At 69.3% G+C, this 14,752-nt stretch carries 11 protein-coding genes; 5 read left to right on the top strand and 6 right to left on the bottom strand.

The features are described from left to right. Positions 1–32: 32 nt before the first annotated feature. On the top strand, positions 33–1,553 hold the full coding sequence (locus tag ACWDTD_RS13920) for an FAD-binding protein (protein WP_449747709.1): 1,521 nt from the start codon (positions 33–35) through the stop codon (positions 1,551–1,553). A gap of 97 nt (positions 1,554–1,650) precedes the next feature. Here ACWDTD_RS13920 and ACWDTD_RS13925 read toward each other — a convergent pair whose 3' ends face one another. From ACWDTD_RS13925 to ACWDTD_RS13950, 6 genes are all read right to left on the bottom strand, one after another. Continuing rightward, positions 1,651–3,912 carry a heavy metal translocating P-type ATPase gene (locus ACWDTD_RS13925; protein ID WP_449747710.1) on the bottom strand — a complete coding sequence of 754 codons (2,262 nt, stop codon included), beginning with the start codon at positions 3,910–3,912 and terminating at the stop codon, positions 1,651–1,653. A 1-nt stretch (position 3,913) separates the two neighbouring features. Continuing rightward, the gene (locus ACWDTD_RS13930; protein WP_449747711.1) at positions 3,914–4,117 is read right to left on the bottom strand and encodes a heavy-metal-associated domain-containing protein; all 204 of its coding nucleotides are present in this window, start codon (positions 4,115–4,117) and stop codon (positions 3,914–3,916) included. A gap of 127 nt (positions 4,118–4,244) precedes the next feature. Further along, positions 4,245–4,538 (bottom strand): metal-sensitive transcriptional regulator, encoded by a 294-nt coding sequence (locus tag ACWDTD_RS13935; RefSeq protein ID WP_449747712.1) that lies wholly within the window; start codon positions 4,536–4,538, stop codon positions 4,245–4,247. Between the two features lie 115 nt (positions 4,539–4,653). Continuing rightward, positions 4,654–5,385 (bottom strand): hypothetical protein, encoded by a 732-nt coding sequence (locus ACWDTD_RS13940; RefSeq protein WP_449747713.1) that lies wholly within the window; start codon positions 5,383–5,385, stop codon positions 4,654–4,656. Between the two features lie 257 nt (positions 5,386–5,642). After that, complete coding sequence (gene nadB, locus ACWDTD_RS13945; protein WP_449747714.1) at positions 5,643–7,286, bottom strand: L-aspartate oxidase; 1,644 nt, start codon at positions 7,284–7,286, stop codon at positions 5,643–5,645. 99 nt (positions 7,287–7,385) lie between these two features. Continuing rightward, complete coding sequence (locus tag ACWDTD_RS13950; RefSeq protein ID WP_449747715.1) at positions 7,386–9,479, bottom strand: heavy metal translocating P-type ATPase; 2,094 nt, start codon at positions 9,477–9,479, stop codon at positions 7,386–7,388. 110 nt (positions 9,480–9,589) lie between these two features. Here ACWDTD_RS13950 and ACWDTD_RS13955 point away from each other — a divergent pair, with 110 nt between their 5' ends. From ACWDTD_RS13955 to ACWDTD_RS13970, 4 genes are all read left to right on the top strand, one after another. Next, positions 9,590–10,858 (top strand): MFS transporter, encoded by a 1,269-nt coding sequence (locus tag ACWDTD_RS13955; protein WP_449747716.1) that lies wholly within the window; start codon positions 9,590–9,592, stop codon positions 10,856–10,858. 78 nt (positions 10,859–10,936) lie between these two features. Then, positions 10,937–11,320: an ArsR/SmtB family transcription factor gene (locus ACWDTD_RS13960; protein WP_449747717.1), complete on the top strand. Its 384-nt coding sequence runs from the start codon at positions 10,937–10,939 to the stop codon at positions 11,318–11,320. An 8-nt stretch (positions 11,321–11,328) separates the two neighbouring features. Then, positions 11,329–12,711, top strand: a complete 1,383-nt coding sequence (locus ACWDTD_RS13965) for an ABC1 kinase family protein (RefSeq protein ID WP_449747718.1) — start codon at positions 11,329–11,331, stop codon at positions 12,709–12,711. 57 nt (positions 12,712–12,768) lie between these two features. After that, complete coding sequence (locus ACWDTD_RS13970) at positions 12,769–14,310, top strand: DUF3068 domain-containing protein (RefSeq protein WP_449747719.1); 1,542 nt, start codon at positions 12,769–12,771, stop codon at positions 14,308–14,310. Positions 14,311–14,752: the final 442 nt, after the last annotated feature.

Genomic DNA, 14,752 nt, shown 5'->3' on the forward strand with positions numbered 1-14,752 from the left:
AACGTGTTCTAGTTTTCGGCTATTCTCTGCGCATGGCTGACGGCACCCAAATTCCCGAGACCATCGCACTCGGGTCGGTGGAGGACTTCGGCGACGAGTTCGACGTGGTGGTCATCGGACTGGGGATCGCCGGTGGATGTGCGGCGGTGGAGGCGGCGTCGCGCGGCGCGCGGGTCCTGGTGCTCGAACGCGCCGCAGCGGCCGGCGGCACCACCGCCCTGGCCGGCGGTCACTTCTACCTCGGTGGCGGTACCGCGGTGCAGCGGGCCACCGGCCACGACGACTCCGCGGAGGAGATGGAGCGCTACATCACCGCCGTCTCCCGGGAGCCCGAACCGGACAAGATCCACGCCTACTGTACCGACAGCGTCGCCCACTTCGACTGGCTGGAGTCGCTCGGTTTCGAGTTCGAGCGCAGCTACTACCCGGAAAAGGCTGTGGTGCAACCGGGTACGCAGGGACTGATGTACACCGGCAACGAGAAGGTGTGGCCGTTCAACACGATGGCCGTCCCCGCCCCGCGGGGCCACAAGGTGCCCGTCCCCGGAGACACCGGCGGTGCCGCGCTGATCATCGAGCTGCTGGTGAAACGCCTCGCCGACCTCGGCGTCGAGGTGCGCTACGACACCGGGGCGCGCCAGTTGGTGGTCGACGACGCGGGCCGGGTGACCGGAGTGGCCTGGCGCAGCCCGGGAACGGGCGACGGGGTGATCCGGGCGCAGGGCGTGGTGATCGCCGCGGGTGGTTTCGTGATGAACCCGGACATGGTGGCCGAGCACGTACCGTGGCTCGCCGAAAAACCCTACGTGCTGGGCAACACCTACGACGACGGCCTCGGTTTGCGTCTCGGCGTCTCGGCGGGAGCCGCGCTGCGGCACATGGATCAGGCGTTCTGCACCGCACCCGCCTATCCGCCCGCGATCCTGCTCACCGGGCTCGCGGTGAACCGCGACGGCGAGCGGTTCGTGGCCGAGGACTCCTACCATTCCCGGACGTCGAGTTTCGTTCTGGAACAACCCGATGCCACCGCGTATCTCATCGTCGACGAGGCCCACATGAAGCGGCCGCGGATACCGCTGGTGCCATTCGTCGACGGTTACGAGACGGTGGCCGAGATGGCCGAGGCCCTCGGCATCCCCGCCGATCGGCTGCAGGCGACCCTCGACACCTACAACGAGAATGCCGCGCGCGGTGAGGACCCCGAGTTCCACAAGGCGCCGGAGTTTCTCGCCGCGCAGGACACCGGCCCGTGGGCGGTGTTCGACCTGAGCCTCGGCAAGGCGATGTACGCGGGATTCACCCTGGGCGGCATGGCCACCTCGGTGGACGGCGAGGTGCTCGACGATGCGGGCGCGCCGATCCCGGGTCTGTACGCGGCCGGGGCGTGCGCAGCCAACATCGCCCAGGACAGCAAGGGTTATGCCAGCGGCACCCAACTGGGCGAGGGATCGTACTTCGGTCGTCGCGCCGGTGCTCACGCCGCGACCCGGGCGGCCCGAGCAACGAAAGTAGGGGAAGGAATCCTTCCCCGGGGTTCGACACCTTCCCCGTGATGTTTCACGGGGAACGGTACGAAAGTAGGGGAAAAACACCGCTCCCCTACTTTCTGCAGGCAGCGGCCCGACCGGCCAGCCGGCCCGACCAGCCCGGCTAGGCGCGGAAACCGCGTAACCGCAAACTGTTTGCCACCACGAACACCGACGAGAAGGCCATCGCGGCACCCGCGATCATCGGATTGAGCAACCCGGCCGCGGCCAGCGGGATCGCCGCCACGTTGTAGCCGAACGCCCAGAACAGGTTCTGCTTGATCGTGCCGAGGGTGCGCCGGGACAGGCGGATCGCGCCGATCACCTTGCCGAGGTCGCCGTCGACGATGGTGACGTCGCTCGCCGCGATGGCCACGTCGGTGCCGGTGCCCATCGCGATGCCGAGGTCGGCCTGCGCCAGAGCGGGCGCGTCGTTGATGCCGTCGCCGACCATGCCGACGACGTGGCCGTCGCGTTGCAGCGCGACGACGGCGTCCACCTTGCCGGCGGGACGCACCCCGGCGATCACGGTGTCGATACCGACCTGGCGCGCCACGTGCCGGGCGGCGCCCTCGTTGTCACCGGTCAGCAGGATCGGCGTCAGGCCGAGTTTCTTCAGTCCGGCGATGGCCTCCGACGCCGACGGCTTGGGCGTGTCGGCGACGACGATCACCCCGAGGACCGTGCGGTCGCGGCCGACCACCACCGGGGTCGCCCCGCGCTGCTGGGCGCGGTCCACCACGTCGGCCGATTCACCACCCGGCGTAAGGCCGGCGTCGGCCGGGCCCCGCACCCAGATACGCGCGCCATCGACCACACCGCTGACCCCGATGCCGTGCGCCGAATCGAAGTCGGTGACGTCGGGAACCCGAAGATGTTGTGCGGCAGCGACGATCGCCGTCCCGATCGGATGTTCGGATGCGGCCTCGACAGCTGCGGCGACCGTGAGCACGTCGTCGGACGAGATGTCCGGGCCCGCCGGATGCACGGCGTCGACCCGCATGACGCCGGTGGTGACGGTGCCGGTCTTGTCGAGCACGATGGTGTCGACGCGTCGCGTGGTCTCGAGCACCTCGGGACCCGAGAGCAGGATGCCCTCGCGCGCCCCGCGGCCGGTGCCGACCATGAGCGCGGTGGGTGTGGCCAGTCCCAGCGCACACGGGCAGGCGATGATGAGCACCGACACCGCGGCGGTGAACGCGAAGAGCACCGAGCCGTCGACCCACCAGAAGACCAGGGTGGCCACCGCGATCAGCAGCACCACCGGCACGAAGACCGCCGAGATCCGGTCGGCCAGACGCTGCGCACGGGCCTTCCCGCTCTGCGCGTCCTCGACCATGCGGGCCATCTGCGCCAGGGCGGTGTCGGCGCCGATGTGGCTGGCACGCACCACGATCCGCCCACTGACGTTCACGGTGGCCCCCACCACCGTGTCGCCCGCGGTGACCTCGACCGGCATCGATTCGCCGGTGATCATCGAGGCGTCCACGGTGGCGACACCGTCGATGACCACACCGTCGGTGGCGATCTTCTCGCCGGGCCGCACCACGAACTCGTCGCCGACTGCCAGTTCGGAGATCGACACCCGCTGCTCCGCGCCGTCACGACGGATCACCACGTCCTTGGCGCCGAGATCGATCAGGGCACGCAACGCATCTCCGGCGCGACGCCTGGCCCGCTTCTCCAGGTAGCGGCCGAGCAGCACGAAGGTGGTGACCCCCGCCGCGGCCTCCAGATAGATGTAGGAGGCGCCGTCGCCGCCGTGCTGTGGCATGAGGTCGAAACCGTGTGTCATGCCGGGCATTCCGGCCATGCCGAAGAACAGGGCGTAGAGCGACCAGCCGAAGGCGGCCAGCGTTCCCAGCGACACCAGCGTGTCCATGGTCGCGGTGCCGTGGCGCAGGTTCAGCAGCGCGGCGCGGTGGAACGGGTAGCCGCCCCACACCACCACCGGCGCGGCGAGCGTCAGCGACAGCCACTGCCAATAGGTGAACTGCCACGACGGGATCATGGCGAGTGCCACCACGGGGATGGTCAGCGCCGCGCAGATCAGGAGTCGCTGACGCAGCAGCCCGAGTTCGGTGTCGGCGGTGGTGCCGCTCGCCGACGGCTCGTCGGACGGCGACCGGCCGTGATGGGGCCGCACCGGAGTGGCCCGATAACCCGCGCCGCGGACGGTGTCCACGAGATCGCCGACCTCGACGTTCGGGCCGAACTCGACCGTGGCGCGTTCGGTGGCGTAGTTGACCGTCGCGTGCACGTCGTCGATGCGGTTGAGCTTGCGTTCGATCCGGTTGGCGCAGGAGGCACAGGTCATCCCGCCGATGTCGAGATCGACGAGGGACCGCTCGTCCTGCGGTGTCGGGGTACGCGTGGGCGCGGCCATCTCAGACCAGTTGGTAGCCGGCCTCGACCACGGCGTTGGCCACGTCGGTGCGATCGAGTTCGCCGTCACTGGTCACCGAGACGCTGCCGGTGTCCAGGGTGACATCGACGCTGCGCACACCGGGGATCTCCCCGATTTCCTCGCGCACCGAGGCGACGCAGTGCGCACAGGTCATCCCGGTCACCGTGAATGTGGTTGTGGTCATCGACTTCTCCTTCTCTCGGGGCAGCACTGTCGGGGACAACGCTGTCTGTGGCAATGCCGTCAAGAACAATGCCGTTGGGGACAATGCTTTTGGGGACAATGCCGTTGGGGACAGTGCTCTCGGGCGGTCAGGACTTGACCAGACGCGCGATGGCGGCCATCGCCTCGTCCACCTTGGCGGCACCGGCCTCGTCGCTCTCCTGGGCGGCGTGCACCACGCAGTGGCTCATGTGCTCCTCGAGCAGACCCAGCCCCACCGCCTGCAGGGCCTTGGTCATCGCCGAGAGCTGGGTGAGGATGTCGATGCAGTACTCCTCGTCGTCGACCATCCGCTGCAGTCCGCGAGCCTGGCCCTCGATCCGGCGCAACCGCTTGAGGTAGTCGTCCTTGCGGGTGATGTAGCCGTGCGTGGCGTTGCTCATCTTCACACTCCTCTGATACCCCCTATGGGTATACCAGAAGACAAGGGAAAACGGTACCCCCCTAGGGTAGGTGCTCAGAGAATGTCACGCTCATCCGCCCGCAGGCGGTCGCCAGTCAGCGGCGATCGAGAGCGGCGGCCAGCTTTTCCAGGGCCGCCGCGATGTCACGCAGCGCCGCGGTCACCGTCGGGTCCTCGAGCGGGGCAGGGCGACCGTCGAGGGCATCCGCGGCGGGCGGCGCAGCCGGCGGCGTGCCGGCCTGGGCTCCAGTGGCATCGGCGGTCAGATAGACGGTCTCGTCGTCATCGAGCCGGTGGCGGCTGCGCGGCGAGGACACACTGCTGGTCGGTTCGAAGTCGGTGGAACGACGCTCTCCGCGATACCTGACCTCGAGGAACGGTGACGGCGAGGCCTCGGACGCCTGTTCGACCGGCGAGAGGACCTGCGGTGCCTGGGTCTCTGGTGCCGCGGTCTGGGGTGTCACGGCCTGGGGTGTTGCGGTCTGGGGTGTTGCGGTCTGGGGTGTCGGATCGTCGAGGCGGTGCGAACCGGAATAGGCGGCGACCACCGTGAGATCACCCGTCGACGGACCGTGCGACTGCACCGCGGCCGGCGGCCCGACCGTCGGGCTTCGGTACCCGTCCTGACGTGGGGCGTCCGGCTGGGGCTGCCGGGCGGGTTCGGCGGGCCGCCGGCCCTGACCCGACATGGCAGTCGGCGCGTGCCCGTTGGACCGGGCATAGAAATGCGGGCCACCATGGCCGTGGAAGAAGATGCATCGGGCCCCGTCCGGCGAGGGCACCGGGCACGGATTGCGTTCGATCAGCGACTGGGCGTGTGAGTCCACGTCGTTCCACTCGAGCCACAGTCGTCGATCGGCGCGGGGGCGGGAACTCGCATCTGTCGCATGGTTGCCGCGATGGCCGGCCGCCAGCCGGCACTGCAGCAACCATTCCGATGTATTCGCCAACCCGAGTGCACGACGTTCGTCCGCCGAACACACAACCGTTGACCAGCAGCCTTCGCTGTTCATCCGGCCCTCCCATCGGCGCGCCAATTCGCGCGCGCCACCCGGGTCAGTCTACGAAGGAAGGTCTGCCAGTTCTACCCCGCGGCGCCAACCGCGAGTCCCGACCCATGGACCGAAGCCGGCGACGGGCGGATCTCGCCGTCGACCCATCGGAAGCCACGCGGAGACGCATCCGCGGGATCGGTTCGCGAATAGTCGGTTCGCACATGGCATCCCCGTGTTTCGGTGCGCGCCGCGGCGGCGGCCACCACGGCCGCGGCAGCCACACCCAGCGCGGCGTCCTCCACGTCTGCGGCCGTGCGCATCACCCGCGCCGGCGCGGCGGACAGCAGGTGCGCCACCTGCGTGAGACCGTCGGCATCGCGGCGCAAACCCACGTGCGCCGACATCGCATCCTGCAGGACGCCCCGGTCGAGCATCGGCGCGGTCACGTCGTCGGCGGCGGCGTCGTCCGGCTCCGACACGACCTCGTCGCGTCGCGCGATCGCCACCGCGGCCGCCCGGCCACCCATCACCAGGCCCTCCAGCAGACTGTTGGACGCCAGCCGGTTGCCGCCGTGCAGACCCGTGCGGGCCACCTCACCGGCGGCCAGCAGCCCGGGCGCGCGGGTGCGACCGTCGACGTCGGTGACCACCCCGCCGCACTGGTAATGCGCGCCGGGAACCACCGGGATACGGCGCTCGGCCGGATCGAGTCCGGCGCGACGCAGCCCCGCGGTGACGGTCGGAAACCTCGTTTCGAAGTCGTCGATGGTGCTGGTGTCGAGGTAGACGCACGGGTGGCCAGTGCGTTCGATCGCGCTCTGCACGGCATTGGCCACCACGTCGCGGGGCGCGAGATCGCCGCGCGGGTGCACGCCGCCGGTCACCGACGCGCCGTCGACGTCGATCAGCCGGCCACCCTCGCCGCGGATCGCCTCGGTCACCAGGGTGCGCCGGCCGCGCGCGCCCGGTGTGTAGAGCATGGTCGGGTGGAACTGGATGAATTCCAGGTCGGCGACCTCGGCACCCGCGCGCAGCGCCAACGCCAGCCCGTCGGCGGTGGCGCCGGGCGGGTTGGTGGTGGCCGCGTACAGGTGTCCGCTGCCGCCGGTGGCCAGCAGGACGGTGGGGGCCAGAACAACCCCGGTCTCGTCCGGGGTGCTGCTGCGCCGGTCACGGTAGGCGACCCCGGTGACCCCTCCACCGGAGAGCAACAGCCGGGTGACGATGGTGTCGTCGAGGCACTGCAGCGCCAGTTCACCGGCCACCGAGGTCACCGCCACCCCGAGTGCACGCTGGATCTGTGCGCCGGTGGCATCTCCGCCGGAGTGGATGATGCGGCGCACCGAGTGTCCCCCCTCCCGGGTGCGCAGCAGGGCACCGGAGGCGTCGCGGTCGAAGCGGGCGCCCAGCCCGATCAGCCGCGTCACCGCCGGCCACCCGTCGGCCAGGATGGGCAGCGCGGCGCTCGGGTCGGTCAGCCCGGCGCCGGCGGCGACGGTGTCGTGCAGATGCAGGTCGACGGAATCCTCGGCGATGTCGGGAGCCACCACGGCCACCCCGCCCTGCGCGTAGAAGGTGGCGGTGGGTTGCTCGCCACGGTCGGGGTGCCATCGCGGGCCCTTGTTGCACACCACCACGCTCAGCCCGGCCTCGGCGGCGCACAGCGCAGCGGTCAGACCGGCGATCCCGGCGCCCACCACCACGAGGTCGGCCCTGCGTTCGGATCGGCTCATGTTCACACCTTCCGTTCCCGGTGGTTGTCGGGACAGCCACCCGGGTCAACCGCTCGGAGCCGTTTTCGATTCCCAGTCGAAAACCTGGTGTGACGAACTCTACGCCTGCCCGTCGCTGCGTGGTTCGTGGAGATCGGCGCGACGCAGCAACTGGGCGTTGAGCGCCACGATGACCGTCGACGCCGACATCAGGATCGCGCCCACCGCCATCGGCAGCACGAATCCGATCGGGGCCAGCACCCCGGCGGCCAGCGGCACCGCGATGAGGTTGTATCCCGCCGCCCACCACAGGTTCTGCTGCATCTTTCGGTACGTCGCCTCCGACAACCGCATCGCGGACACGACGGTGCGCGGGTCGTTGCCGGCGAGGACGAGACCGGCCGATCCGATCGCGACGTCGGTGCCCGCGCCGATCGCGATCCCCACGTCGGCGCGCGCCAGCGCCGGGGCGTCGTTGACGCCGTCGCCCACCATCACCACCGTGTGACCGTCGCGCTGCTCGGTGGCCACGATGCGTTCCTTGTCCTCGGGGCGCACACCCGCGTAGACGCGGTCGATGCCGACCTGCGCGGCGACCGAACGCGCCACCGGTTCGGCGTCACCGGTCACCATCACCGCCTCCACGCCGCGTCGATGCAGGGCCGCGATCGTCTCCGCCGATTCCGGGCGGATCTCGTCGGCGAGGGCGATGACAGCCACCGGCTCGCCGTCGACGACGACGTGCAGCACGGTGTTGCCGGCCTCGGCGAGCTCAGCGGCCTGCGGAAGGGCGTCGATCGACAGATCGTCCAGCAGATGCGGACCACCGACCTCCACCCGCTTGCCCCCGACCTCGGCACGGACGCCGACGGCGGCGGTCGACGTGAAGTCGCCGGCCGCGGGGATCTCGACTTCCGCTCGGTGGGCGGCGTCGACGATCGCGGCGGCGAGGGGATGTTCGCTGTCGCGTTCGGCGGCCGCGGCGAGTGCGAGTACGTCGTCGCGCGTCCAGCCGTCGACGGTCACCACGTCGTTCACGGCGGGGCTGCCGGTGGTGAGGGTTCCGGTCTTGTCGAAGAGCACCACGTCGGCGCGACGCAGGGTCTCCAGCGACACCCGGTCGGTCACCAGCACACCCATCTTCGCGGCGCGCTCGGTGGCGATCGCCACCACCAGCGGAATCGCCAGTCCCAGCGCGTGCGGGCACGCGATGACCAGCACCGTGATGGTCCGGACGACCGCGGAATCCGGTTGCCCCAGCGCAACCCACACGATCGCGGTGATCACCGCGGCGCCGAGTGCGTACCAGAACAGCAGTGCCGCGGCGCGGTCGGCGAGGCGCTGGGCCCGCGACGACGAGTTCTGCGCCTGCGCCACGAGTCGCTGGATACCGGCCAGTGTGGTGTCGTCGCCGACGGCGGTGACCTTGACACGGATCGCGGTGTCGGCGGCGACGGTGCCCGCCACCACGTGATCGCCCACACCGCGTGACACCAGGGTGGATTCGCCGGTGATCATCGATTCGTCGAGTTCCGCGGTGCCCTCGACGATGTCACCGTCGGCGGGGACGCGACCACCCGGACGCACGATCACGACGTCGCCGGGATGCAGGTCGGCCGGTGCCACCGACACCACCTGTTCGACGCCGTGGGCGTCGGTGTCGATGCGTTCGGCCTCGTCGGGCATCAGCCCGGCCAGCGATTCCAGCGCCGAGGTGCTCTGCGCGACCGACCGCATCTCGACCCAGTGCCCGAGCAGCATGATCACCACCAGCAGCGCCAGCTCCCACCAGAAGTCGAGTTCATGGTCGAGCAGGTGCAGCGACGAGCCCCACGACGAGACGAACGCGACGGTGATGGCCAGCGCGATGAGGGTCATCATTCCCGGTGTGCGCGAACGTAGTTCGCTGACCGCACCGGTGAGGAACGGTTTGCCGCCCCAGAGGTACATCACCGTGCCACCCACCGGCGACACCCATTTGATCCACTCCGCGTCGGGCAGGTGGTAGCCGAGCAGCGACGCGAACATCGGGCTGGCCGCCACCACCGGGATCGCGATCACCGTCATGATCCAGAAGAGGCGGCGGAACTGGGCCACGTGATGCGCGTGCCCGCCCATCGCCATGTGATCCATCCCGGCATGACCCGAGCCTTCATGGTCCTTGCCTGTTGAATGGCCCATGTCGGGGTGAGTCATCACCTTGTTGTGGTCCATGGTTCCCGTTCTATACCCCATAGGGGTATACGTCAAACACCCAGTCGGTCGGTGACTTATTCGTTGATGTCATGTGTGCATATGCGCACATGACACGTACACTCGTCGATGTGAGTCCGTTCGCCGACGTCGTGTTCCGGCGGCTCTACGCCGCGCAGGTCGCGTCGCTGCTCGGCACCGGCGTGATGACCGTCGCGTTGGGGCTGCTCGCCTACCACCTGGCCGGCGCCGACGCGGGCCGGGTGCTGGGCACGGCGCTGGCGGTCAAGATGATCGCCTACGTCGTCATGTCGCCGGTGATGCGGGCGTTGGTCGGCGCGCTACCCGCCGTCCGGGTGCTCGTCAGCGCCGACGTGGTGCGGTTGACGATGGCCGCCTGCCTGCCGTGGGTCACCCACGTGTGGCAGGTGTATCTGCTGGTGTTCGCGCTGCAGACCGCGTCGGCGACCTTCACGCCCGCGTTCACCTCGACGATCGCGCGGGTGGTGCCCGACGCGGACACCTACACCGCGGCGGTCTCGGCCTCGCGCGTGGCCTACGACCTCGAATCGGTGGGCAGCCCCGTGATCGCGGCCGCGCTGCTGACCGTGATGCCCTATTCCGCGTTGTTCGGTTACACCGCAATGGGATTCGCGGCCTCGGCGGTGCTCGTCGCCGGCTCCGGGCTGGCGCGTCACGATCGCTGCCGACCATCCGCGAGCGACGACGCGACGTCGTTCGGCCGCCGCATGACGGCCGGACTGCGGATGATGGTGTCTCGCCCGGCACTGCGCATCGCGCTGTGGACCAACATCACGGTCGCGGCGGCCACCGCGGTGGTGCTGGTGGACACGGTGGTCTACGTACGCTCCGGGATCGGGCTCGGCGACACCGCGGTCGCGGCCGGGCTCGGCGTGTTCGGTGCGGGTTCGATCTGCGCGGCGCTGCTCGCGCCGCGGCTGATCCGGCGTCGCGGTGTGCGTGCCGCGCTGTGGGCCGGTGCCGCGCTGTGCATCGTCGGACTGTTGGTCACCGCGACGTGGCTGGGCCTCGGCGCGTCGATGGCCGCGCTGGCCGCGACGTGGTTCGTGCTCGGCGCGGGCACGTCTCTGGCGTCCACCGGCACCAACCGGCTGATCCGCGACCACACCGGTGCCGCCACGCGCGACGACGTGTTCACCGCCCAGTTCGCCGCCTCACACGCCGCCTACCTGGTGGCCTATCCGCTGGCCGGGGTGGCACCGGCGGGCACGGCCGGAACGGTTCTGGTGCTCGGCGCAATGGCCGTGGTCGGCGCGGTCGGTGCCGTCATCACGGCCCGGCGCGTCCCGGCACGCCGAGCGAACACCGACGAGCTTGCGCACCGCTCCCCTACCATGAGGCACACCGCCACGACCTGACGTGCTCCGGACCCGGCGGCAACGGGCACCCTGGAACGGGTACCACCGGAACACACCACGCAGCCGAACGCAGGAGACATGGTCGACAAGACGGCACCCGCGTCGAAATCCCGCGACGATCGCCACGAGGCCAGCCTGCATCACCCCGTACGGCCCGATCCCGAACTGCTCGGCGCTGCGACGTCGCTGTTCGCGATGCTCTCCGACCCGACGCGACTACACATCCTGTGGCAGCTCAGCGACGGCGAATCGGACGTCGGCGCGCTGACCGAGGCGGTCGGCGCGTCGAGGACCGCGGTCAGCCAGCACCTCGCGAAACTGCGGTTCACCGGCCTCGTGGACACCCGCCGCGAGGGCCGTCGCATCATCTACCGCATCCGCGACGGCCACGTCAGCCGACTGATCGCCGAAGCCCTCAACCACGCCGACCACCGGGTGACCGGCGAACCCACCCACGAATGAGTTTCCGCATGCCTCCCGATCATCACAGCCACGACGACACCGGCCGGAGATCCCGTCTGCAGCAGGCCTCACCATTGACCGAGGCGCTGCGTTTCGGCACCACCACCGTGCACGCCGCCGCCGGGGTGGGCAGATTCCTGATCCACACCGCGACCGATGCCCTGCAGTTGCGGCCACCGAGCCCGCAACGCGCTGCGCAGGAGATCCGCGCCACCTTCGAACACCTCGGCCCGACCTACGTCAAACTCGGGCAGCTGATCGCCTCGAGTCCCGGGGTGTTCACCGAGACGCTCGCCACCGAATTCGAATCGCTGCTCGACCGGGTGCCGCCCGCCGATCCCGATCAGATCCGCGACGTGTTCGTCGACGACATCGGTCGGGCGCCCGAGGAGGTGTTCGCCACCTTCGATCCCGTGCCCATCGCGTCGGCGTCCATCGCGCAGGTACACACTGCCACCCTGCCCGACGGCGAGGAGGTGGTGGTGAAGATCCAGCGGCCGGGTATCGCCGGGCGGTTGGCCCCCGACGTGGCGATCCTGGAACGACTGGCCGGGATCGCGGAGATCTCCGAATACGGGAGGATGCTCAGCGCGCGACACGTGGTGGAGGATTTCGCCGACGGACTCGACGCCGAACTCGATTTCCGCAACGAGGCCGCCGCGATGTCGGAGTGGTACGAGTGCCTTCGAGAAGGACCGTTCGGCAATCGGGTCCGTGTCCCCGAGGTGTATCCCGAGCTGACCACTGCACGCGTGATGACCATGGAACGCATCCGTGCCATCCGGATCGACGACGTCGAGGCGGTGCGCGCGGCCGGTCACGACGGTGTGGCGTTGTGCCGCAATCTCTTGCTGTCCCTGCTGGAATCGGCCTTCCACGGCGGACTGTTCCACGGGGATCTGCATGCCGGAAACGTCCTGGTCGACGACGAGGGCACGCTGGTGCTGCTCGACTTCGGAATCGTCGGCCGGTTCACCCCCCGAACCAGGAGAATCCTGCGGCAACTGGTGGTCGATCTCATCGTGCGCGGCGACTATGAGTCGGCGGGCCGGGCCATTTTCCTGCTCGGCGCGGTCCGCAAACCCGGGTCGACGCAGCAGGGCGGCGCCGACATCGAGAAGGTGGCCGCCCCACTGTCGGGAACCGACCTCGGCGCGATGAGCTACACCGACCTCGGCAGGCAACTGGCCGCGGTGGCCCGCGCGCACGACGCCCGACTGCCCCGCGAGCTGGTGCTCGTCGGCAAACAACTGCTCTACGTCGAGAAGTACATGAAACTGCTGGCGCCGCGATGGAAGGCGATGTCGGATTCGGAGATCTACGGCTACATGGCGGGAATCATGAAAGAGGCCGAGCGTGATCGCCGGACCGATCGCACGTACCTGGGATAACCGGCGTGATGCACCCACTAGGGTGGGAGTGTTGAGCTCACTGCACAGGAGTCGAGAATGAGACGAGTCTGGCCGGCACTGCTGGCTTTCTTGGGGGTTGCCTGTATCACCGCGGCCATCGCGGTACCGGCCTTCCTCGTGCCACAGTTGCGGGTGGTTCCGCTCGACCTGGACATCACGTCGGACTCGTCGTCGGCCCCGCCGGAGGGGTCGTCGGGTGAGCGGTTTCCCGCGGTGATCTTCGATCGCTGCTCGGTGTCGCAGGCAAAGGCGCGGACTCTCGACGCGAATCTGTCCCAGCAGCGTCGAACCCTGATCGTGGACCCCTCCGACAGCCGCCAGGCGACGGTGCAGTCCGGCCAGATGGTGCGCGTGGACCGCACGCGCGCGGCCGACGGCAAGGAGACGGTTCCGACACTCGGGCCGGTCACCGGTGAACTCCCGTGTGACGACGCGATGCTGAGCGCCGACATCGACCACGTATCGGTCAACCGGAAGACCGCCGTGCCCAACGGGACGGTGAGCTTCATCCAGGTGCAGCCCGCGCCGAAGGGCGTCAGTGTCAAGGACGTGTCGGTCCAGCTGCCCGATCGGAAGGGCTTTCAGTACAAGTTCGGCTTCAACGTGAAGAAGCGGCCGTACCTGTACTACGACATCTACACCCGCCAGAACCTGCCCGCGAACTACGTCGGCGAGAAGACGATCGACGGGGTCAAGACCTACGCGTTTGTCAACGAGGTGCCCGAGACCGACCTGTCCGGTCTCCCCGACCCACAGGGCGACGCCGCGCTGGGCACCATGCTCACCATGCCTGCCAAGTGGTGGGGTATTTCGGGTCCCGGTGTGAAGCCGAACGACCAGATCACCATGCACCAGTACGCGAAGCTGACGCGGCGGCTGTGGGTGGAGCCGCAAACCGGAACGATCGTGGACGCCAGTGAGGTCCAGGACTGGGTCTTCAAATCGCCCGACCAGAGCTCCGAGGTCCCGCAGGCCGTGCGCGACTTCAGGATGTCGGTGCTGAAGGCGGACATGCAGTGGTCCGACCGGTCGGTGGCCTATCAGGCGAACAAGAGCAAGGGCTACATCAAGCAGTTGCGTCTCGGCGGATTCTGGTTGCCGCTGATTCTGGGCATCGTCGGCGCGGTGCTGCTGGTCGCCTGGGGGCTGCTGATGTGGCGCGGGCGTGGCACGAAGGCCGACGACGGAACGGTGCCGCCCGACGGTGACGACACCGACACCCGGGTGATCGACACCGATCAGACCGCCGAACCCACCACCGTCCTTCCCCGTCATGCGGGCGCGGCGGGGGCCGGTGCTGCGGCAGCGGCCGGAACCGCGGGTGCGACAGAGGTCATCGACCGCGACGAGGACGAGCGGCCGAGCGACGAACACCGGGACGGTGACCAGCAGGACGGTGAGCAGCAGGATGGCGACCAGCAGGATGAGGGCTACCTGTGGGACCGGGACACCCAGCAGATCCCGCGGGTGACCGGACCGGCAGCGTACGACCAGAGTTCGCCGGCGTCGGACGAATTCGCACCGGTCGAACCCTCCCAGGAACCGTCCCTCCGCGACCGGCGTCCGCGCGACAGCTGACCCGCCGCTCCCTGCCGGTCGAGCGTGCCCAGATCCCGGTCGAGCGTGCCCAGATCCCGGTCGAGCGTGCCCAGATCCCGGTCGAGCGTGCCCAGTTTGGCGTCGAGCGTGCCCAGATTCGGGTTGAGCGTGCCCGGTGAGGTGGTTTCGACAAGCTCAACCAGCGGGCGGGGCACGCTCAACCAGCGGGCCGGGCACGCTCGAGCAGCGGGGGCCACTTGCTGATCGAGCTTGTCGAGATCACTTTCGCCAGCGGGTGGTTTCGACACGCTCAACCAGCGGGGGCGCGCTCGAGCAGCGGGCTGGGCACGCTCGAGTAGCGGGGCCACTTGCTGATCGAGCTTGTCGAGATCACTTTCTCCAGCGGGGTGGTTTCGACAAGCTCAACCAGCAGGGGCGCTCAACCAGCGGGTGGTTTCGACAAGCTCAACCAGCAGGGGCG

Source organism: Gordonia sp. NPDC003425 (assembly GCF_053588635.1).